This window comes from Rhodococcus sp. USK10 (assembly GCF_019378875.1).
GTDB classification, from domain to species: Bacteria; Actinomycetota; Actinomycetes; order Mycobacteriales; family Mycobacteriaceae; genus Rhodococcus_F; species Rhodococcus_F pseudokoreensis.
This window is the reverse complement of record NZ_CP076048.1, coordinates 6517073-6537365: the sequence shown is the minus strand read 5'-3', so window position 1 is coordinate 6537365 and position 20293 is coordinate 6517073. Positions and strand designations below refer to the sequence as shown.

Genomic DNA, 20293 nt, shown 5'->3' with positions numbered 1-20293 from the left:
CCGCGCTCCTAGACGTCCACGGACCGGGCGATCTCGTCGAGGTCGACCACACTCGCGACGTCGGTGACCGGGTGCACCCCGGGCGCGCGCACGGTGATCCGGTAATCCTGGGCGGATAATCCGTCGAGGACTGCCTGCTGCCAGCCGTCGACGGCCGGCGACAACGGGTGCTGCCTGCTCGGGCCGCCCGCGACGGGCTCGACTGACGCGACCAGTCGAGCGCCCCCGGCACCGGTTCGTGCGCGGATCACCAGCGGCTCGGCGGTCGTCACGTCGTCGACTTCCAGCGCCACCGATTCGTTCACCGCCGGAAACACGTTCGGGGGCGCGAGAACTGCGGTGGTCAGGATCCCGCCAACATGGTCGAGCACCGGGTCGTCGTTCTGCAGGGACCCGTGCCGCTGGCTGAAGAACGCCGCGTTCTTCCATCCCGTCATGAGTTCGTGCGGGGTGGCCGACAGCTTCGGCACGGTGCCGTCCCCGCCGCTCTCGCCGGGCCCGCGGACGGTCATCGGCTCGACCTTCGTCCCGGCGAGCCGGGCGGCCCACTTGGTGGGCTGGAAGTCGCCGATCACCGGACGGATGTCGTAGCCCTGGGGTTCCGACTTCAGCCGCGCGTCGACGGCGTCGCGCAGGCCCCGGTGCAGGCGCACCGCCGCACCCATCCGGCCGGCGTCGAGTCCCGTGCCCGACCAGTCGAGCGCCGTGTCGTCGAGTGCGCGCCACGACCCGTCGTCACCCGCCATGCACCGATACGACGGCAGCAACTGGTAGGCGGACGTGAACGACCCGATCAGCGCACCGAGGTCCACGGTGAACGGACCCCAGCCCTTGCGGAATCCGTTGACGAGGAAGTCGAGCGCGTTGACCGAACCCGAGTACGGGGTGCCGAACGTGACCAGGGTGCGGGTGTCGCGCCACCCGTCCAGCAGTTCGAGGAACAGTCGGGCGACGATTCCGCCCATGGAGTGGCACACCAGCACGAGCTTGGCGTCCGTGTTGCCCGACTTCTCGCGCCACCGCGCCAGCCAGTCGTGGGATCGCCGGGCCAGCGTGCGGGCCGCCACCCGGTTGTCGCGCCGCCAGTCGTAGGGCAGTTCGAAATAGTTGTCGCCGGGAACGGCCCCGAATCGGCGGACCAGGTCGTCGCGGAACTTCGTATAGCCGTCGATCTTCCAGTCCAGCCCGGGCACGAAGTGGAAGTCCGGTACCAGCCGGGTGGCCACGACGCCGTCGCCGAGGTCGTCGACGTCCGGGTCGTCGCCGTCGAGTTTCAGTGTTTTGATATTTCTGCCCAGCGACAGCACGCTCGCCAGCGCAACGCCCGGTGTCGGTGCCCACACGTCCTTGCCGTCACGCGCGAGGACCGACCCGCCGATGCCGGGCAACAACACGACGACGTCTTTCATGGCGGCCTCCGGGATCGAACGCCCAGGAGAGGGCGGCTTCGAATCCCAGTCTTCTCTTCCTCGCCGCAATACACACGAGTAGCGGACCACTCGGTTTGCAGCTTTTCGGCGGGCCGCCGACGCTCAGCGTTGCGCGAAGTTGAGGTAGGCCTTCGACGGCGTCGGGCCGCGCTGGCCCTGGTACTTGGAGCCGACGGCCGAGCTGCCGTACGGGTGCTCCGCCGCGCTCGACAGCCGCAGCAGGCACAGCTGGCCGATCTTCATCCCCGGCCAGAGGGTGATGGGCAGGTTCGCGACATTGGAGAGTTCCAGCGTGATGTGCCCGTTGAAACCCGGGTCGATGAACCCGGCGGTCGAGTGCGTGAGCAGTCCGAGGCGGCCGAGCGAGGACTTGCCCTCGAGGCGTCCCGCCAGGTCGTCGGGCAGCGAGCACACTTCCAGCGTGGAACCGAGGACGAACTCGCCGGGGTGCAGAACGAACGGCTCCCCCTCCGCCGGCTCGACCAGCGTGGTCAGCTCGTCCTGCCGCTGAGCTGGGTCGATGTGCGTGTAGCGGGTGTTGTTGAACACCCGGAACAGGCTGTCGAGGCGCACATCCACGCTCGAGGGCTGGACCATCGAATCGTCGAACGGGTCGATGCCCAGACGTCCAGTGGAAATTGCGGTACGGAGATCGCGATCGGAGAGGAGCACAGGTAGAGGTTAACGGGTGTGGATGGCCATCGAGAGCAGCAGTTCGGTGCAGGTATCCACCAGCTCCTCCTCGGGGAGGGTCACGGTGCCGTTCAACCACGCCGTCAGGGTCTGTGCCAGGCCCCCGACCATGAAGTGCGCGGCCAGGTCGAGGCGCGGGCTCTCGGCCACCTCGTAGTACCCGACCGTCTGCTTCGTGACCAGGCCCGCGAACAGCCGCGAACTGTCGAGGCGGCGCTGTGCCAGCACCGCGCTCGACTGCGCCACCGAGAACATCAGCCGGCCGTGCCGCGGATCCTCGGCAACCTCCCGCACGATGTTGCGGACCCCGGCGCGGACGATCTCCCGCTCCCCCGGCCCGGCGTGCGTCACGGCATCCAGGGTGCTGGTCGCGATGCGTTCCACGACGTGGTCGTAGACGGCGACGGTCAGCGCGTCGCGGTCGGGGAAGCTCTCGTAGAAGTAACGGGTGGCGAGCCCGGCCTGCTTGCAGACTCCGCGCACGGTCAGGGCGTGGTCGCCGTCCGCGCTGCCGAGCAGGTCGAGTCCGGCCTCGATGAGCTGGCTGCGTCGATCCGATCGACGCTGGTCACCCTCTTGGCCGCCGTACACCCTGTCCGACGCGATTGCCATGGAAACATCTTCGCACTTGCCTCTGGACTCGCCACATATATGTGAGTACGGTCGTATTCAGATAGGTAATTCACCGCTTGCGACAGGAGTGCACATGTCGACATCTCTCGAGGTGCCGGACCGACTCGAACTGGTCATGGACGGCGCCGGCCTGCTCGCAGGCGCAGCAAACGTGATCATGCAGCTCTCCCACCCCGCCGTCGGATACGGCGTCGTGGAAAGCCGCGTCGAAAGCGGACAGATCTTCCGGCACCCGATCAAACGAACGCGGACCACCCTCACCTACCTCGTCGTGGCGGCCCGCGGCACCGACGAGGAGAAAGAAGCGTTTCGCAACGGCGTCAACCGCGTCCACGCCAAGGTGCAGTCGGGGCCAGACAGCCCCGTGCAGTACGACGCGTTCGACCCCGAACTGCAGCTGTGGGTCGCCGCCTGCATCTACCGCGGATTCGAGGACGTCCACCGCTCCATGCACGGCGAACTCACCGCGACCGAGAGCGAATACTTCTACCAGCAGGGAGCCACCTTCGGCACCACCCTGCAGGTGCCGAAGGAGATGTGGCCCGACACCCGGGCCGCGTTCGACGACTACTGGGAGAAAGCGCTCGCCAACGTGTCGATCGACGACACCATCCGCGAATACCTCGTCTCCCTCGCCAAGGTCGAATTCATGCCCGCCGTCGTGTCCCGACTCTTCGGCCGGCTCAACCTGTTCTTCACCACCGGCTTCCTGCCACCACTCTTCCGCGACCAGATGCACCTCACCTGGACGCCCAAGGATCAGCGACGCTTCGACCGGACCATGAGCACCATCGGCGCCATCAGCCGACGCATCCCCGTCACCATCCGCGAACTCCCCTACATCCTGCTCATGCGCGACCTCCGACGCAGAATGCGGACCGGCAAACCCCTCGTATGACACTCCGCGCGTGTGCCCGCGTAGTCCGGATCACCATCTGATAATGTTGCCGCCGCAAGGTGTTGGGCCTGCCTACGGGCGCCCAATATCGTGCGCGCCGATGTAGTTCAATGGCAGAACATCAGCTTCCCAAGCTGAATACGCGGGTTCGATTCCCGTCATCGGCTCCACCATTACCGCAGGTAGAGCGATTTTCCGGTCCGGTCACTGTACCCGCAACTGTAGCCAGTACCTCCTCGGTACCTCCGGCTCGAACCTGCACCCAAACGCCCTTCACGCAAAGTGTCGGCATCGGATGGGATACTCCAAAGACAAAATCTTTGGGAGGTTACGGGTGCGTACTGAGCGGTTCGCGTGGGCGGGGAACTTGATCTTGGCCGCGATTGCCATATATGTGGCAGTCGCACCTATCGCGTCAACGGTTGGCAAGTCGATAATCATCGGGTTAGCGGCGCTCTTCATCCTGGCCGCGGTGCTGCTCTTCCCATACAAATCGGGCAGTGGGGCGGGCGGCGTCGCCGGACGCCTGGCAAACCACTTGCGAGTGAACGGCGACAAGAACCAGGTACAGATTGCCGGTGACGAAGCACAGCTGAACCAGGCTGGCCGCGACATTCGAGACGGCAGGCAGTCAAGCGCACGATGAAGGATCAGAGCCAATCCGGCGGCGATGGCGCAAGCCTGAGCCAAGCTGGCCGCGACATCGTGGACAATTCCTCAACAAGTATCGTTATCTTTGAGGACCGTGGATCCGTCGATCGTCTCGAAGCGTACAAAATCGCAGAGGAACTGTATGAAAAGCGCTTGCCTGCACTAACCGCTTCCGCTCGGGCTCAATTCGAAGAACGAGCAGAAGATTTGACCAGGGATGTAATTGAGCGCGTGTTATCAGTCGACCCAGAAATGCTGGACCGACTGAGAGAAGTCCGGGTGCAAATCGCGCTCGGCACAGCCCAACGCGGGTACGCGGAGACCGGCGACGATGATCTGAAGAAGATTCTTTCAGAATTGGTTGTTGGAGCCATTCGAGAAAAGGCCCGGACCCATCGGGATCTAATACTACGACAGTCCATCGACATAGCCGCGAAGCTCACCACCCAGCAATTGAACGCACTAGCCGCATTGGTACAGTTGTCGAACACACACTTCCCCGACTGCATCGGCGCACGTAACTTGCTTCGCTCCGTTCGAGCGTCATACTCGCACTATATTGACGCTCTACCGACTAGCACGGGAGAATACAGCTACCTCGCTTCGATTGGATGCGGAACTGAAGCGCAGTTGACGCCCGAGCTATTCGGAGGCGTCACCGATACACCTTTGAACATCCTGTACAAGAACCATCGATACCTGTTGCACAACAGCTTTTACTCCGATGAGTTGAGCAATAATGTGTCCATAGGAGAAATAGGCCACCTCGTCAGACCAATTATTTTCACACAGAGCATTTCCGCCGAAATGACAGTGCCCCACCTGCGGTACAGAGCAACCAAAGAATTTGCAGTACGAGCGTTCGAGAATGACGGAAAGGAAGTGACCGCACCGAGCGCCGACGCTAATTTCGCACGTTACCTTCGTGAACACACACTCTCCGAAGAGGGATTTATAACGCTCGCGAAAGATGAGTTTCCAGAAATCGCATCAATGTTTGACCAGATTGCATCCACTCGCGGAATATACTTTCAGCTCAATGCAGTCGGGAGAATACTGGGTTGCCAAACAGCCATTAGCCACGCGCCCCATAAACGAGCCGTTTTCGAATCAATACTTCTCGATGAATCGGAGCAGTACCGCCACTGACGCCGGGATGTCGGCGGCCCCTGGGACACTTCCACCCATGAATCTAGTGGTGTATTCGCTCTACACGTTGGCGCTGCTGTTTCAGCTGTCGGGTGCGTTGTTGGTGGTGATGGACGTCGTACAGGCCCAGCGCAACATGGATGCTTTCAAGGACGAGCTTGACGATGCGCAGGAGGATAAGGAAGAACACCTGCGCGAAATGGAGAGACAGAGCGGGCGCACCTACCCCGGCATCGGTGGCGGCGTGATTCACAGTCCGACGATTCCCATCGAAGCGCGGGAACAGATTGGAGATTGCCGATCAGCTGGGTCCGAGTTCCCGCATGGAGAGACAGGCGCTTATGCATTTTGTGAGTGCGCAGTACTCCATCAGCAAACGGCGTCGGTGGATCGGTGTGGGGCTCCTTTTCCTCGGCGTCGTTGCCGGATACGCCGGGAGCATGCTCTCGGTCGTCTAACCCGTGCGACCTCGGCCTGCAGAACAATGCCGCACGCCCGGTTGGGCAGGCGAAGTTCCTAACCTACGGATGCCGTCGAACGAACCTCACCGGGCAGCTCGCTGGAGGGGCACCACGTTGTCGCTCTGCCAGGCGGTGTCCTCCGCTCGTTCGACAGACATGGGCGCGAATGTCCCCATAGAATCCTGTGACGGCGGCCCCTGAGCGCGGGGCACACTACGCGAGAGGCGAATTGATGGCGAAAGAATGCAACGAGTGCGGCGGCGAGGTCACTGAGGACGGACGCTGCCAGAACGACGACTGCGGTGCGAAGAGCTAACGCGATGACAGAAAACGACAGCCCGGACTTCTCTGCCAAGAAGGTCACCAGCTACTCCCAAGACGAACTCGCTGACCACTACGCCAGGCTAGGTGACCGCGCGGCAAAGCTCATGCGCCTCGAGACGAATTACCGAGACCAAGGAGAAGCCGCCGAGCGGAGCGGAGATATATCGGCAGCACTCGATTTCCGCGGCCTCCGAGCAGAAGCTAGGAGCATGCTCGAGTCCGTCGCAAAGAACCGAGCAGCGGTACAGGTTGAGCACGATCTGCGCAACCTCGACTAGCACAGACAAGCGCCCTAGACGATCACCAATGGCAGGCGGCCTAACCAGCCTGGGGCATTATCGATAAACACCCCCACGACTCCTAAAGGACAAACGTGTGGCAAACATCTACCTGAAAATTCTCAGCGATGCAAAGCAGTTGCCCGCCGCTTATCGGGCGATGGGCACAGGGATGTCAACGCTGATCGACACTCGTCGGGGCACGACGTTCTCCGGATGGGGCATCTGCCAGTTCCTCTACAAGATGAACGAAGATGGCGACGAGTGGTGGTCTAACGACTTCCGATTGCTGGTCGACACTTCTGGCTCACTCTGGGAAGCGGTTCTCGCAGAGCAGTACGAGCCGCATGCGACTCCCTCTAGAACTAGCAGCGTGAGCCTCGACAAAGTGGACGGCGAGAAGCTGCGGATGTGGCACACGAATGGGTGGGATTTCGCAAAGATGAAGCGTTCGATCGAAGCGATGCTCTGAGAGCCCGGCTAGCCCACGTCACCCCGGCGGATCGGCACCACGTTGTCAGTCGGCCGGGGCGGCGTGCCCATCGCCCCCAACGCAACCATCGCGTCGGCGTGGTCGTCCTCGAACAGGTGCGCGTACACGCTGAGCGTGGTGGTGACCTTGGCGTGACCCATGAACCGGGCGAGCTCCAACGGCGGGATGCCCGCCGCCACACACAACGACGCATACGTGTGCCGCAGCGCATGGAACTTGAGCGCGGGAGGCAATGTGGCACCGAGGCGGTTCGCCCGCAGCACCGCAGGGCGGTACACCGCCTTGTAGAACGTAGGGTGCCGCAGCACCGAACCCCAATCCAGTGTCAGCCGCGCCTTGGCCTCTTCTACCGAGAGCGCAGCCAGGGCGTCTTCTGCCTTCGGGACGATGCGCTTGCCGTCGGCGTCTGTCGCCCGCAAGCCCGTGGGCTTAGCGGCGACCAACCGCATCGCCGGGAACAACGGGGCCATCGGTTCGGCGCCGCGCGGGTGCACGACCAGGTAGTCCCGCAGTACCGCCACTGACGCCGGGGTCAGCGGCACTCTCCGCCGGCTCCCCTTGGTCTTGGGGGTGTCGTAGGTGGGCTTGCCGTCTATCGCAATCACGGTCCGCTCCACCCGCAGCGTGCCGGGCTTGGGCCGTGCGTTGGGATTGATCGCCGCAGCGGGCAGCTCTACATCGCCCACCTGCAACCCGGCCAGCTCGGCCGCCCGCAGTCCAGACCACGCCGCCAAATGGACGAGCACGTTGTACGGCCAGGGCGTTGCGTCCACCAGCGCGGTCACTTGCTCGGCCGTGAGGAACATGTCCGGGTCGTCCACTACGCCGGGGGTGCCTCCGGCTGCGCTGCGCTCGCTCGGCAGCTTCACGTAGTCGGCGGGGTTCGTCGTCAGCCGGCCGTCCACCACAGCCTGCGCCAGCACCATCCGCACCACGAAGTAGGCGTGCCGCACCGTGGAGGGCTTCTTCCCCGCAGCGGTGAGCGCCTGCACCCACTCGCTGATCTGCTTCCGCGTGATGGCGTTCAACGGGTACCCTCCGAACGTGGCATCGATGCTCAGCACTCGCGTTGCAAGTTGTCCAGTAGTCTTGGGCCGCAACAGGTTCGCATATTCAGCGTGAGTGCGCGGCTTCAGGTCGTGCCGGGAGGCCAGCCATTCCCCCGCCGCCTGCCGGAACGCGACCCCGCCCGCCTTCGGGTCGAAGGTGGTGCCCCGGGTGGCGTTGTACTCCACGGTCGTGGCGTAGTCCTCGGCGGACTTCTTCGTGGGGAATCCGCCCTTGCTGCGCCCCTTGCCGTCGGGAGTCCGCCACTTGACCACGTACCGCACGGCTCCGCTCTGGGTGGTCCTCTTCTGCACGTGTGCCATCACGCACCTGCCTTGGCCAGCTCGACCGATTTGCAAAACCTGCGCACGGTGGAGGCCTGCCAGGTGGGCCGACCCGCCGGGCTGAGTACTTGCTCGTCCGTGAGAGCGCGGGCGATCGCTCCATACGACTGACCGGACTCCTGCATCGCAACGATGCGGCGTGCAACTGGCGTGGGGATCTGGCTAGTGGTCCGTCTGCGAATTAGTGGAGCGTTTTGTATAGTCGCTGCATGGTTGCAGCGGCGTTGTCTGTCAGTGACGAACAGCGGGCGGAGTTGAGGCGGATGGCGGTCTCGACGACACTGCCGCACCGGAAGGTGGTCCAGGCGCGGGCCTTGCTGTGGGCAGGCGACGGAGTCGCCAATGCCGAGATAGCCAGACGTTGCCAGGTGACTCCGGAGGCGGTGCGGCGCTGGCGCTCTCGCTTCGCAGAAGAGGGAACTTCCGGGGTCGGGACGGTCGCGAAGGGGCGAGGCCGCAAACCGAGCTTGCCGGCGGGCACAGTCGAAGAGGTGCTGCGGTTGACCCATCAGGAGCATCCGGCGGACGGCTCGACACACTGGAGCACCCGGACGATGGCCGCCCGCGTCGGGATCGGTAAGGACTCCGTTGCCAAGATCTGGGCTGATCACAATCTCAAGCCCTGGCGGGTCGCGACGTTCAAGATCAGCAACGATCCGCGATTCGAGGAGAAACTCGTCGATGTCGTTGGGCTGTACCTGAACCCGCCCGCGCGGGCGGTGGTGTTCTCGTTCGACGAGAAGACGCAATGCCAGGCGTTGGACCGCACCCAGCCGTCGCTGCCCATGAAGCCAGGACGCGCCGGGACGATGACCCACGACTACAAGCGCAACGGCACCATCGATCTGTTCGCGGCGATGAACGTCGGCACCGGGGAGGTCCTCACAGACCTCCGCAAGGGCCACGCCGGAGCCGATGTGCTGCGGTTCTTCAAGCAGATCGACGCCAGCGTCCCGCGCTCGCTCGACGTTCACGTCGTGCTCGACAACCTGTCCGCGCACTCGACCCCGGAAATCAAAGCGTGGTTGGCGCACAAGAACCGTCGCCGGTGGCACCTGCATTACACCCCAACGTCGAGTTCCTGGCTGAACCTGATCGAACGCTGGTTCAAAGAACTGACCGACAAGCGGCTGCGCCGCGGCGTCTTCACCAGCGTCAACGACCTTGCCGACGCGATCACCACGTGGGCACAACACTGGAACGAGGACCCCAAACCCTTCGTGTGGAAAGCGACCGCGGAAGACATCATCGCCAAAGTTCAACGCGGCCGCACCGCCCTCCACAAGATCAAATCGCAGACAGACCACTAGGACGCCCGAGCTTCGCGCCTCTGGCCTTCGCTGCGGCTGCGGCTGCACGGGTGCGCTCGCGAATCAGCTCCCGCTCGAACTCGGCGAAGACCGCCATCGTCCCAGCCAGGGCGCGGCCTGCGGGAGTGGTCAGGTCAACGCCCAGGTCCAATACGACCAGCGCCCACCCCTGCGACTTGGCGGTGTCCAGAATCTCGACGGCGTGCAACAGCGACCTGCTAATGCGATCCATCTTCGCCACGACCAGACCATCTGCAAGTCCGGAAGCCAACTGGCCGAGCGCATTCCGCAGACCAGGATTTACCTGCTTCCCACTTGCGCCTTCGTCTCGCAGGATGGTCAGCTCCCAGCCTCGGCGTTCCGCTTCCGCAACGAGCGCGGCCTCCTGCGCCTCCAAACCGAGTCCACTGCGTGCCTGTTCGTCGGTGGAGACTCGTAGGTACCCCAGCATGTGCTTTTTCTCGACCTTGCTCATTCGCTCTGTCCCTCTTGAAGTTTGGGGCGTATTGCTACGCCAACGCCTTACGCCCCAACACTACGCGCACGCCCAGCAGTTCAAAACTCACTTGCGTTGTCGCCGTAACTTTTTCGCCTTCTTACCTCGGTGGAGCTGACCCAATGCCTCTTCCATTGTGACGAGTCCATTACCGCTCAGATCGGCTGTAGGCCATTGACCGTTGCGCTTGGGGTGGCTGCTGCCAACTACCCCCGTACGCCCGCCGTGCGCGCTACTGGCCGGGTTTGATAGGCCTTGCGGCACTGCGCCCACCGGGTAGCTGCGCCCATCTCGGCCAGGGTCGGGCAGGCCGCGCTCCTCTCGACACGGTCGGCATAGTTGCGGGTACGCATCCAGCCAGTCGGGCAGTTCCGCTGGGAACTGTTCCCCGCAGGCTTGACATGCTGGCGGCGTCTCGTTTTCACCCTCGTCGACCACTTCGGCGTCCACAATCTCGGCTGCGGCAATCTCGTCGGTCAGCCACTTGGGCGGCTCGCGGTCCTGGACGCCCCGCTGCGCGCGGCTCTCGGCACGGCTACCACCCAGCATCGACTCGAACAGCACCTCCCAAGGCTTGTCGGTACCGCCGAGTCCTGGGATCGCCAGCACGTGCGCAGCCACGTTTCCACCGCGGTCCAGCAAGTCTGCTGCGGCCATCCGCTGCACTCCTGGCGGCACCTTGGGGTCGTTCATGAGCTCCACGAGCTTCGCAGCGGCCAGATCCTGCGCCAGCAGAATGCGCTCTGCCGCTTTACGTCTCGCCTGCGGAGCAGCCCCACCGTGATTCTTGCAAATGTTCTGCCCTTTCATAGGTCGATTCGAACACTGCGATCCGTTCGTCCGTCGAGCAATGCACGTCACCTTCTCGACAATCCCCGCCGTCCGCTCACTCTTCGTTGTCATTACTAAACCCGTTCTTCTCGAGTACTTTTGGCGGTCAACGTGGCCGCCGGGCAACACGTACCAAAACAACACGTACCTAAAGGGCGGGGTACGGGGTACGGGTTGGCACCCGTACACCCCGTAGACCCCTTCCGGAACCCTGGCCGTACCAACTCGTACCGGGCAGTGGTACGAGTTGGTTTATGCCATTTACCTGCGCTTTTACACCTGCCTGAGAGCAACTCGTACCAACTCGTACCATCACCCCGGTACGTGTTTCCCTCCCGAAAACCAACTCGTACCGGCGCTAACCCGGCCAAAAGCCCAGAAACTCTCATCCCTTCCCCTCGAATTTGTACTTCTGAGGGCCATCAACGAGACCGAGGCGGTCTCGCGGAACCATACGAACGCCCTCCTTCTGCTCCACGCGGCGTTCCTCAATGTGCCCGGACGACAAAAGATTGTCGATGACGCGAAGGGTAGCCCTGCGATTACCGCCGACAGCTTCGGCAAGTTTTGAACGGGTCATCTCAAATGGGCGGCCGCGCAGGGCAGCGAAGACACGGCCTTCAACACGATCCGCGCAGGCTGCCTTTTCGCCGGCGGATTCAGCGCGGCGAACGCTCCAGTCCAGATCCGCTGCTTCCGCTTCAACGGTTGGGATCGTCCAGTCAATATGCCATCGAGAACCACCCCACTGCCGCGAGCCGAACTCAACGTCCAGCTGGAACTCGCCAGTCGCCAGATCGGGCGGCTTACGGTGCCTCTGCAGCATCCAACTGTCCGCCCACTGGGCCATGCCGGACTGCCCGATGGAGTCCAAGTCCAATTCGTGCCCGGACTTCTTGAAGTGGTCCGCCACCACGAGAGCGGCCTCCCCAGCCACCGCCGCAGACAACTCAGCGAGCATGCGCCCGCGCTCATACAGATTCTGCGCTTCAATCCCCGGCGGGTGGTACGCATACAGCGGATCGATGATGACGAGTTCGGGCTGTAGCTCATCAAGGTTGCGGTGCAACGCATCTACGAACTCCTGCTCCGACAACGACCCCAAATCGAACACTGCGTCAATCGGGAGGTCAGCCAGGTCCACCCCGTAAGCGCGGGCTATCGCTTGAAGTCGTCTTTGGAAGGGCTCCAGGCCACCTTCCCCGACGTAGTACAGCACCGGACCCGGCGAGGCCACCTCAAACTCGCCGAACATCGGCTCGCCGCTGGCAACGGCCACGCCCATCGACAGCAGGTTGTACGTTTTAAGGGTCTTCTTCTCGCCGCCAGCAGGCCCGAACGAATTTCGCGGCCACACCCCCTGCACAAGCCACTTCATCGGCGGCACAGGCCGCGCTAACTCCTTGGCGGACACACGACAAAACCGAGGCTTCTGGACGGCGTTGCCCTCCTCGTCGATCAAACCGAGTTCGCGCGCTTGCTTGCGGTTCCGTCCGCGATAGGGCGTGTCCTTGTGCCAGGTGCCGCCGGGCTGGAACGCCCCGTAGATTTCAGCTCCGCAATTGATCGTCGCGGCCATCATGGAGCCGTCCGTCACCGACGCAGTAAACTCACGGTGCGCGGTGGCCTCGCTACCACGCACATTCGCAACCGCACGCACGTACTCGTTACGCAAGATGCGGAGCGCATCAGGCACTCCGGGCCACCCCATCTTTCCCAGCTTCACCAGCTGAACCACGCAAGTGTTCATTGCCTGATGTCGTGAGCCCACCCGCGTAAACTCGTTCCGGCACTTCACGAAGATCTCGCCAACCGAGTCCTCCATTGCACCCAGCGGCAGAGCGTCCAGCACCGCCTGTCCTTGCTCGGGGGTGCCGCGTTCGGCTCGGGTGCGCCCGTCACAGGCAAGTCCGGCAATCCAGGCTGTCGGCAGCATCGGCAATGTGTCAGGCGGGGGTAGCGCATCGCACTCGTTGCCGTCGGGGTCAATCACCCGATATTGCGATCCGGTGTGATGAATGGACGGAGGCAACGCGCCCACACGGTGATGTCGCTGCACGATTTCTGCTCCGCCGCCGGACAGTTCCCCCAACGCGCGCCACTGGGACGAGTCCGCGCACTCCTCGGGGATGCGGAACCACCGGATGCCCGAACCGTCGTCTCTTGCCGTCGTCATCCACGTCTTCGGGAGCGGCCCCCAGCGGTCTTCGGCGTCCGCGAGAGTTTGTCGGCCCGGTTTGCCGTCGTAAAAATCGCCGTCTATACCGATAGTGCCAAGGGGCGCTCGGGTTCCGAGATTGAGGCCGTGCTTGCGATCGCAGAATCGCGTTGCCCACGCTTTAAACTCGTCAGGGTCATCCACATCGATACCGGCGTACCCGGACACCCCTCCGACCAAAGGTTGCTTGCCGCTCGCACCACCGATGGGGACAGGGTGCCAGCCGCTTTCAACGAGCGCCTCCGCTGCGTCGACGAAGTCTTCAGGATGTAATCGCTTATACTGCTTAGGTTTCCGGGTTGCAGACCGTACGTTTGTACTGGTAGGCTTGTTCATGTTCAGGCCCCTCTTCGGCGGTTCTTCGTCTTCCCGCTGGCGGCTACGAACCCGAGTGGCGAGCTCGGTACCTTCCTTGGGGTAATGCGCCCAGCCCAACTATTTTACCCAGTTAGGCTGGGCGAATTACGGTGCAGCCCTGTTGTTCTTACAGATCTCAGATTCCCTGGTACGGGTCGAAGCCGCCGGTCGACGGCTCATTGTCCATGCGAACCGGCCACCAGTGCAGACCTCCGCCGTAGTCACAGTCCATCTTTTCGCGACATCCTGCGCACACCAACAGCAAAACCAGAAACTGCCCTCTGGTGAGAACTAGCAACGATCGCTCCCAGCTGCTCTGATGATCGGGACGGCAACACCCGTTGTGCCAGTTGCATTCGTACGGCGAAGGGACGGTGAACCCGTTCAGGAGGTCCTCAATTGTGTACGGCGAGCGCACTATCCATTCGTGGTCCGGCTCCCACGCCAGGACTATCAGCGGCGTGTTGCGCTGCCCTGGATCGTCCGGATCGTACTCCGGCAGAAAGTCACTGCCGCGCGGCGCTAGATACTTGGCGTTGGGATTGCCGCACGTCGCCGTGCCATCCAACCCCCCGAGCACGCCGTCCACGATCACCGGGCACACCGCCATCCGCGAGCGGTGGTCCTTCAGTATCCACGCAAGTTTTATCCGCAGCCGATCATTCTGGGGGCACAACATTTGCGCCGGACTGGTGAAACGCTGCACGTCACGGAGAGCGGCGTCCAGTTGCTCGGCACGGGCATCCATTGCCGCGATCTCTTCGGAGGTCCAGACCCATCGCTCGTCCCACTCGTTCATGCTGCGTCACCACCGTTGTCGTATGCGGTGCTGTCGGTTTGCATCCAGCGGATCGCTTCGTGCTTACTGAAGAGGTACTTGCGGCCCTTACGCACTCCGTGGAGTTCTTTGCGCGCGATCGCCATTCGCACACTCCGTGGGGTGATATGGCGATTCAGGCTGTGTAGGAACTCGTAGACTTCGGTCTCGGACATGTCTGGAATTGACAGCGGGTCGTACCCCAACTGCCGCGTCCGCTCTTCGCGGTCATCGGTTCGACTCATTCTTCCCTCTCCCGTCTTCGGCGTCGGGAGGTGAACAACGAAAAAAGCCCGTGTCCACCACACGACAAATGTCGTTCATTGGTGGGCCACGAGCCCGTGAAGCCTGCGGCGCTCTGCGCCTTCACGTTGTTGCAATATTAAGCCTTGCACAACGCGGGGGCACCACGCAAGCACCAGCGCAGGACTGCCGCGGAATGCCAGTGATTCGCCTGCAGCACAACGGTATATACTGTTCGGACAAGTGCTGGGCACCGGTACGAAACGTTCGGCCAGAGGCCACCGACACCGCGCAGCGCGCGAAGTTCCCACGGAGTCCCCACGGAGTCCCCATGACCATCCTTGATCCCTACCTCGTCCCACTGTGCGGTTCCGATTCCGGTTACAGCACCGCCGGAGATGTCCTCGTCCATCAGACCGCCGACGACGTCGACCTGAACACTATCTGGGCCGAGGTAGCCCAGATACTCCAGATTTTCAACAATGAACGCTCCCGGCTGACGGCGCTCCTCAGTTACGCCACAACCGCGATTGCTGATGCGGTGCCACAGTCGGTCAGCTCGGACAGCTTCGAGCTCGCTTCCGAATTTGGCGAGCCGCACGCTATCCGCGAGGCACCCGAGGCCCTGCTGATAGGTTACGACTTCAAGGACTTCGATCTGGCGAGCCGCATGACCTGGCAGTTCCTCCGCGACGCCAGCGCCGAGCAGGTGCGCAGCGTCATCACCCGCGCCCTGGAGGCCGACAACAAGAACACCACCACGACCATCCTGGACCGGCTGTTCAATCCGGAGGAGCGCCTGAGCCCCGAGAACCATCGAGTGTTCGGTCTGTGGACGGGGACGGACGGTATCACGCCGCCGCCGTACCTCGGGAAAGAGTTCGCGCCAGAGACCAGCCACTATCTTGCGTCCAACGCCGCCGTGATCGACTCGGGCGACATCGAGGAGCTGATCAATTCGGTCACGTCCAAGGGGTACGGACGGCAAGCCGGAAGCCAGCTCCTCATCCTGGCGAACCCGGTCGAGGGCGAGATGATTCAGGGGTTCCGGAAGGGCGTGGACTCCCGTACCGGCGGACCGGTCGCCAAGTACGACTTCGTCCTCAGCGCCACCGCCCCGGCCTACCTCACCGAGGACAACATCGTCGGGCAGATCGCACCCGGCGAGTTCGGAAGCCTCCCGGTGACCGGCTCGTACGGCGCGGCATGGCTGATTGAGAGCGAGTTCGTCCCGGTCGGTTACGTGGCCGTGGTCGCCACCGGCGGGCCGAACAGCGCGATCAACCCGGTGGCGTTCCGCCAGCACAAGAATCCGGCCTATCAGGGCCTACGCGCGATACCCGGACGCGACCAACGCTACCCACTCCAGGACAGCTTCTTCGCGCGCGGCTTCGGTACAGGAGTCCGCCATCGCGGCGCGGCAGCCGTGCTCCAGGTGACCACCGGCTCCACCTACACCCCGCCGACGCTTAGGTGGTGACAGCGATGCCAAACGAGGATCAGCGAGTCACCAGCCCCTTCGAGCCTGCGGGCCGGTCGGAGTTCTCGTGGGGGCAAGGGCTCACACCACCCGACCGTGCCGACGCGCCACCCAACCAGGGCGGGCGGTATCGGCCGATCTGCCCGCCGACCGACGATGAAGCGACGTAGCTACAAGCGGAACGCTCGCGGGCGTTTTGCTCGCGCGGTGGGGGCTCACCGTCCCCGGTACGTCCGCGGCTCGTTCGAGAAGCACCTGGAAGTAGGGCGCGGAGGCGACTACAAACGCGTCAAGGTCGGTGCCGAGTTCCGCACCCCGGCAGGTCGGGGCGTCCTGGTGAAGGGCGTCGCCGGGTATCACGGCAGGCCCAACCGCCCCTTGGACATCACCCCGACGCTCGACAAGCCGAACCGACGGCTCGTCGTTACCGCCAAACCGAACGCCTCGGCCGGAACCCGCGCAAGCACCGCCCGCAAACACCCATCCAATGCTTCTGCAGGCCGCAAGGTTGCTCGTTAGGGCGGAGCCTTACCGCTCGTTCTGAGTTACTTGCTCCGTGTTGCCCCCGAGGACCGAGAACGCATCCCGCGCACTGTAGTTAGGCCATTCGCGGAGATCATCCTCCGACTGGATTACGGGAGCAAGGTTGCTGAAGAACAACTGATATGCCGTCTCACCCGCCTTTACATCTTCAAAGGCGAAGTTGAAAGTACACACGCCGGACCCATTAGAGTTGGCGCTGATGTGATCCAGAGTCAATTCGGTCTTACCCAGAATGCTGTTGTCAGCGCCCTTGAGAAGGACGGGAAGCCCAGCCCTGAACCAGCCGTCGTAGAATTTGCACGTTCCCGCACTCTGGTTGACGGCCTGCGCGTTAGCACTGAATGTGCCATTAATCGCAAAGGTATCTTCTCCGGTTTCGGCATCACTGCCGCATCCAGCGAGCACCAGCGTGGCACCGAGACCTACCGCAAGAACGAACTTGTTACCGACCGACATTCTGACTCCGAGGACATTGCGGCATCGCCGCTGGTTAAGACTGCGGAATGATGCCACAGCCGCCCGAGCCCAACCAACGTGGTACAGCCGTACGGCTTTCCCTGCTGTACCTCCGTGGTACCTCCACTTGAACCGCGTACGCACCGTTGCAGCCTGCCCCCGAACCGCCTGCGAAGCGTGCACAAACTGTCGAGAAAACGCCCTCACCTGCAGGAATGATCACCGTACCTGAGGCCGCCACCTGGCGCTTCAGCAACGGCTCGAACACGCGTTCTAGCCCCGAAACACTTTCCCAAGCTGAATACGCGGGTTCGATTCCCGTCATCGGCTCCACCATCCATCCATTCCTGCCCGCGGGGCGGGCCTCTTCGAGTTCCTCGAGCGCACGCGGAACCGCCGCCGGATCGTGCATCGCCTGCGCGACCCGGATGCTGGATCAATTCCGCCAGCGAGATCACACCGTTTACCGACTGAGAAGCGTGACAGAGGAATGACAGCACATCCCTCGGTCAGCCCTCCGGCTTCGGTGTCACCACGAAGTCGTAGGGCGCCATCGGGCCGACGAGGCGCATAGTGATCCGGTCGTCCCAGCGTGCGGCCAGGTCTCCGACCGTCTGTTCGAGTTCGTCCTGTCGGTCCACCTCGACCAGCACCGCGATCTGGACCGCGTCCTCGTCGTGGGTGGGTTCGCGCACGGTGACGATGTCGGTCAGCGGTGACAGCGCGTCGAGAGTCGTGCCGGTGTCCGTTTCCCGCTTGGCCTCGAGGGCGTGGCCGATGATCTCCCCCAGGGCGGTTCGGGCATCCCGGGTCAGTTCCTCGGGTTGGTCGCGGATCGACTCCAACAGGGTGGAGGCCTTCGGGTTCTCGTCGACGATCTCCCGGATGATGGTCTCCTCGACGTAGCGGCCCTTCACCAGGTATTGGGCGCAGCCCTCGAGTTCGTTCAGGGCGGAGGTGAACGCGTCGTCGTGATCGGCGAGCAGTTCGTTGATCACCGCGTCGCGGTCGGACAGGACGGCACCGAACCGCAGCGGCAGCACCGGCGCGACGTGCGAGGTGCCGTCCAGGATGTGGGCGTGGGCCTGCAGGTCTGCGGGGGTGCCGAGTCGTTGGTCCGGGTCGATCTCGCTGACCAGTGCCGCGATGTCGCCGTGGGTGACGATCTCGATCGGGGCGTCGTGGATGCCGGTGGCGTCGTCTTCGGGTTGCACGTCGGCGGGCACGATGCCGTACACGTAGATCCCGGATGCTTCCGCCGTGGCCCCGTCGTCGTCGGTGTCTGTCTCGGTGTCCTCTGGGGAGGTCATTTGTGGCTCCGGCGGGGTGCGGGTTCGCGTTCGCTGCTCGATCCGCCGAGCAGATCACCAAGCTTCTCTCCCGCCGATTCGAGTGCACCCTTCGTCTTCGACTTCGCGATCTTCTCCGTCCCGCCCGACACCAGATCGGACAGCCCCTTCGGTTCACTGCCGATCGCGAGCCGGTTCGCCGCTTCCGCGAACCGCAGGTAGGTGTCGACACTGGCGACCACGACGCGGGCGTCGATGGTCAGCAGTTCGATCCCGACCAGCGAGACCCGCACGTACGCATCGATCACCAGGCCCTTGTCCAGGATGGTGTCGATGACGTCGGCGAGGCTGCTCGAACTCGGCCCACCCGCTGTGGTCATCCTCGTGCTCCTCCTTGCCCCGCTAGCGCCTTCTCGCGGGACCGGTCGTTCCTCGGCCCGCTCTGTGCTCTCACCGAGACGTCAGTGCGGACTACCGGACTACCCCGAACGACGATTGTTCAATCGATCAAAGACCGAGAGGGACTGAGTAATTCGGCGGATGCACCCCGCGTGAAACAGTCCGACCGGTCGGCTCCTCGGACGCCGCCCACCCGGGTATTGGGTCGTTCCTCGTCGACTGGTCGTTCAAGCAAGCAGCTTCAGTCCGGCTTCTGTGTCACCACGAAGTCGTAGGCGGCCATCGGCCCGAGCAGACGCATATCGACCCGGCCGTCCCACTCCTCCGCCAGTGCTTCCACCGCCTCCTCGAGTTCCTCCTGCCGGGCGACCTCGACCAGGACGGCTACCTGCGCAGTCTCCTCCTCATGCGTGGGTTCCCGCACGTTGACCGAACCCGCGAGCGGTGTGAGCGTTTCGACCACCTTCGCGGTGTCCTCGTCCCGCTTGGCCACGATGGCGTTGCTCACGATCTCGCCGAGCGCCATCCGCGCATCGCGGGTGGTTTCCTCGGGCTGATCGCGGATGGTGTCTCGCAGTTCGCCTGCCTGTGCGTTCTCGTCGATCACCTCACGCAGGATCGCCTTCTCGACGTAGCGCCCCTTCACGACGTACTGAGCCCGACCCTCCAGTTCCTTCAGCGCCGCAGCGAACTCCTCAGCGTGCGCCGCGAGTAGTTCCGCCTCGACGGCGTCTCCATCGGTCATGACTGCCCCGAAACGAAGCGGGAGGACGGGTGCGACACCCGACGTACCGTCCAGAAGATGCGCGTGGGCCCGGAGGTCCTCGGGTGTGCCGAGCGGCCTGTCCACCGAAATTTCGCTGACGAGTGCCGCGATGTCGCCGCGGGTGACGATGCTGACCGACCCGTCACACACACCGACCGCGTCCTCGTCGGTCTCCACGTCGGCCGGCGCGATGCCGTACACGTAGACACCACTGGTGCGTGGCTCCTCGGGTGCGTCGTTGGCCTGTTCCGACGTAGACATCACTTGTCCTCTCGCGTGGACTTGCGTGAAACCCGTTCGCGCTCAGGTTCTTCCTTCCCGCCACCGAGGATGTCGCCGAGTTTCTCACCGACGGCCCCGAGTGCGCCCTGGGTTTTCGACTCGGCGCCGTCCTCGGCGCCGCCCTCGCTGCCGCCCCCAGCCAGGTCCGTCAGGCCCTTGGGCTCGCTGCCGATCTCGAGCCGGTTCACCGCCTCCGCGAACCGCAGGTAGGTATCCACGCTCGCGACGACGACGCGGGCGTCGATGGTCAGCAGTTCGATGCCGACCAGCGAGACCCGCACGTACGCGTCGATCACAAGGCCCTTGTCGAGGATGGTGTCGATGACGTCGGCGAGGCTACTCGAGCTGGGCCCGCCGCTGACTCCGCCGCCACCGCCACGACCTGCCGGTTGTATTGACGTCATC

General features: G+C 63.5%; 25 protein-coding genes and 1 tRNA gene. 10 read left to right on the top strand and 16 right to left on the bottom strand.

From position 1 onward, the window contains the following. Window positions 1–8: 8 nt before the first annotated feature. The 3 genes from I1A62_RS37065 to I1A62_RS37055 all read right to left on the bottom strand — a co-directional run bounded on the left by I1A62_RS37065 (window position 9) and on the right by I1A62_RS37055 (window position 2735). Entirely contained in the window at window positions 9–1409 is a 1401-nt protein-coding gene (locus I1A62_RS37065) for a hypothetical protein (protein ID WP_219457219.1), read from the bottom strand. Between the two features lie 123 nt (window positions 1410–1532). Then, entirely contained in the window at window positions 1533–2102 is a 570-nt protein-coding gene (dcd, locus tag I1A62_RS37060; protein ID WP_072937534.1) for a dCTP deaminase, read from the bottom strand. A 9-nt stretch (window positions 2103–2111) separates the two neighbouring features. Further along, window positions 2112–2735, bottom strand: coding sequence for a TetR/AcrR family transcriptional regulator (locus I1A62_RS37055; RefSeq protein ID WP_124390427.1), 624 nt, complete (start codon window positions 2733–2735; stop codon window positions 2112–2114). Between the two features lie 94 nt (window positions 2736–2829). On the opposite strand from I1A62_RS37055, the gene I1A62_RS37050 reads away from it, so the two are divergent. From I1A62_RS37050 to I1A62_RS37035, 4 genes are all read left to right on the top strand, one after another. Then, window positions 2830–3654: an oxygenase MpaB family protein gene (locus I1A62_RS37050; RefSeq protein WP_124390426.1), complete on the top strand. Its 825-nt coding sequence runs from the start codon at window positions 2830–2832 to the stop codon at window positions 3652–3654. A gap of 96 nt (window positions 3655–3750) precedes the next feature. Then, window positions 3751–3824 (top strand) — tRNA-Gly (locus I1A62_RS37045). A 203-nt stretch (window positions 3825–4027) separates the two neighbouring features. After that, entirely contained in the window at window positions 4028–4300 is a 273-nt protein-coding gene (locus tag I1A62_RS37040; protein ID WP_219457218.1) for a hypothetical protein, read from the top strand. After that, a complete protein-coding gene (locus I1A62_RS37035) occupies window positions 4297–5454 on the top strand; it encodes an LPO_1073/Vpar_1526 family protein (protein ID WP_219457216.1) in 1158 nt (385 codons plus the stop codon). Before I1A62_RS37040 ends, I1A62_RS37035 begins: the two co-directional genes overlap by 4 nt. A gap of 43 nt (window positions 5455–5497) precedes the next feature. On the opposite strand, the gene I1A62_RS37030 is transcribed toward I1A62_RS37035, so the two are convergent. Continuing rightward, window positions 5498–5707, bottom strand: coding sequence for a hypothetical protein (locus I1A62_RS37030; protein WP_219457214.1), 210 nt, complete (start codon window positions 5705–5707; stop codon window positions 5498–5500). Window positions 5708–6235: 528 nt separating this feature from the next. On the opposite strand from I1A62_RS37030, the gene I1A62_RS37025 reads away from it, so the two are divergent. Continuing rightward, the gene (locus I1A62_RS37025; RefSeq protein ID WP_219457212.1) at window positions 6236–6517 is read left to right on the top strand and encodes a hypothetical protein; all 282 of its coding nucleotides are present in this window, start codon (window positions 6236–6238) and stop codon (window positions 6515–6517) included. Between the two features lie 97 nt (window positions 6518–6614). Beyond that, a complete protein-coding gene (locus I1A62_RS37020; RefSeq protein ID WP_219457210.1) occupies window positions 6615–6989 on the top strand; it encodes a hypothetical protein in 375 nt (124 codons plus the stop codon). Between the two features lie 8 nt (window positions 6990–6997). Here the strand turns inward: I1A62_RS37020 and I1A62_RS37015 are convergent, their stop codons facing one another. After that, window positions 6998–8380: a tyrosine-type recombinase/integrase gene (locus I1A62_RS37015; RefSeq protein WP_219457209.1), complete on the bottom strand. Its 1383-nt coding sequence runs from the start codon at window positions 8378–8380 to the stop codon at window positions 6998–7000. After that, window positions 8380–8691, bottom strand: coding sequence for a recombinase family protein (locus I1A62_RS47340; RefSeq protein WP_374710719.1), 312 nt, complete (start codon window positions 8689–8691; stop codon window positions 8380–8382). Before I1A62_RS47340 ends, I1A62_RS37015 begins: the two co-directional genes overlap by 1 nt. Here I1A62_RS47340 and I1A62_RS37010 point away from each other — a divergent pair. After that, window positions 8611–9711, top strand: coding sequence for an IS630 family transposase (locus I1A62_RS37010; RefSeq protein WP_219455113.1), 1101 nt, complete (start codon window positions 8611–8613; stop codon window positions 9709–9711). The two genes, I1A62_RS47340 and I1A62_RS37010, sit on opposite strands and share 81 nt — an antisense overlap. Here the strand turns inward: I1A62_RS37010 and I1A62_RS37005 are convergent. From I1A62_RS37005 to I1A62_RS36985, 5 genes are all read right to left on the bottom strand, one after another. After that, window positions 9689–10186 carry a recombinase family protein gene (locus I1A62_RS37005; RefSeq protein ID WP_257890626.1) on the bottom strand — a complete coding sequence of 166 codons (498 nt, stop codon included), beginning with the start codon at window positions 10184–10186 and terminating at the stop codon, window positions 9689–9691. The genes I1A62_RS37010 and I1A62_RS37005 overlap by 23 nt on opposite strands. Window positions 10187–10273: 87 nt before the next feature. Next, window positions 10274–11017: a hypothetical protein gene (locus tag I1A62_RS37000; RefSeq protein ID WP_219457207.1), complete on the bottom strand. Its 744-nt coding sequence runs from the start codon at window positions 11015–11017 to the stop codon at window positions 10274–10276. Window positions 11018–11423: 406 nt separating this feature from the next. Next, complete coding sequence (locus I1A62_RS36995) at window positions 11424–13592, bottom strand: AAA family ATPase (RefSeq protein WP_219457205.1); 2169 nt, start codon at window positions 13590–13592, stop codon at window positions 11424–11426. Window positions 13593–13749: 157 nt separating this feature from the next. Further along, window positions 13750–14412, bottom strand: coding sequence for a hypothetical protein (locus tag I1A62_RS36990; RefSeq protein WP_219457203.1), 663 nt, complete (start codon window positions 14410–14412; stop codon window positions 13750–13752). Further along, entirely contained in the window at window positions 14409–14675 is a 267-nt protein-coding gene (locus I1A62_RS36985; RefSeq protein ID WP_219457202.1) for a hypothetical protein, read from the bottom strand. Before I1A62_RS36985 ends, I1A62_RS36990 begins: the two co-directional genes overlap by 4 nt. Window positions 14676–15004: 329 nt before the next feature. On the opposite strand from I1A62_RS36985, the gene I1A62_RS36980 reads away from it, so the two are divergent. After that, window positions 15005–16153: a hypothetical protein gene (locus tag I1A62_RS36980; RefSeq protein ID WP_219461626.1), complete on the top strand. Its 1149-nt coding sequence runs from the start codon at window positions 15005–15007 to the stop codon at window positions 16151–16153. A gap of 207 nt (window positions 16154–16360) precedes the next feature. Then, on the top strand, window positions 16361–16672 hold the full coding sequence (locus I1A62_RS36975) for a hypothetical protein (RefSeq protein ID WP_219457200.1): 312 nt from the start codon (window positions 16361–16363) through the stop codon (window positions 16670–16672). A gap of 9 nt (window positions 16673–16681) precedes the next feature. Here I1A62_RS36975 and I1A62_RS36970 read toward each other — a convergent pair whose 3' ends face one another. Then, the gene (locus tag I1A62_RS36970; RefSeq protein WP_219457199.1) at window positions 16682–17152 is read right to left on the bottom strand and encodes a hypothetical protein; all 471 of its coding nucleotides are present in this window, start codon (window positions 17150–17152) and stop codon (window positions 16682–16684) included. A 215-nt stretch (window positions 17153–17367) separates the two neighbouring features. On the opposite strand from I1A62_RS36970, the gene I1A62_RS36965 reads away from it, so the two are divergent. Continuing rightward, on the top strand, window positions 17368–17646 hold the full coding sequence (locus I1A62_RS36965) for a hypothetical protein (protein WP_219457197.1): 279 nt from the start codon (window positions 17368–17370) through the stop codon (window positions 17644–17646). Between the two features lie 15 nt (window positions 17647–17661). Here the strand turns inward: I1A62_RS36965 and I1A62_RS36960 are convergent, their stop codons facing one another. The 4 genes from I1A62_RS36960 to gvpJ (I1A62_RS36945) form a co-directional block, all read right to left on the bottom strand. Continuing rightward, on the bottom strand, window positions 17662–18462 hold the full coding sequence (locus I1A62_RS36960; RefSeq protein ID WP_124390425.1) for a GvpL/GvpF family gas vesicle protein: 801 nt from the start codon (window positions 18460–18462) through the stop codon (window positions 17662–17664). Beyond that, window positions 18459–18821, bottom strand: a complete 363-nt coding sequence (gvpJ, locus tag I1A62_RS36955) for a gas vesicle protein GvpJ (RefSeq protein ID WP_124390424.1) — start codon at window positions 18819–18821, stop codon at window positions 18459–18461. The genes I1A62_RS36960 and gvpJ (I1A62_RS36955) overlap by 4 nt, the downstream gene beginning before the upstream one ends. A 260-nt stretch (window positions 18822–19081) precedes the next feature. Further along, window positions 19082–19867: a GvpL/GvpF family gas vesicle protein gene (locus I1A62_RS36950; RefSeq protein WP_219457195.1), complete on the bottom strand. Its 786-nt coding sequence runs from the start codon at window positions 19865–19867 to the stop codon at window positions 19082–19084. Further along, on the bottom strand, window positions 19867–20292 hold the full coding sequence (gene gvpJ / locus I1A62_RS36945) for a gas vesicle protein GvpJ (protein ID WP_219457194.1): 426 nt from the start codon (window positions 20290–20292) through the stop codon (window positions 19867–19869). The genes I1A62_RS36950 and gvpJ (I1A62_RS36945) overlap by 1 nt, the downstream gene beginning before the upstream one ends. Window position 20293 lies beyond the last annotated feature (1 nt).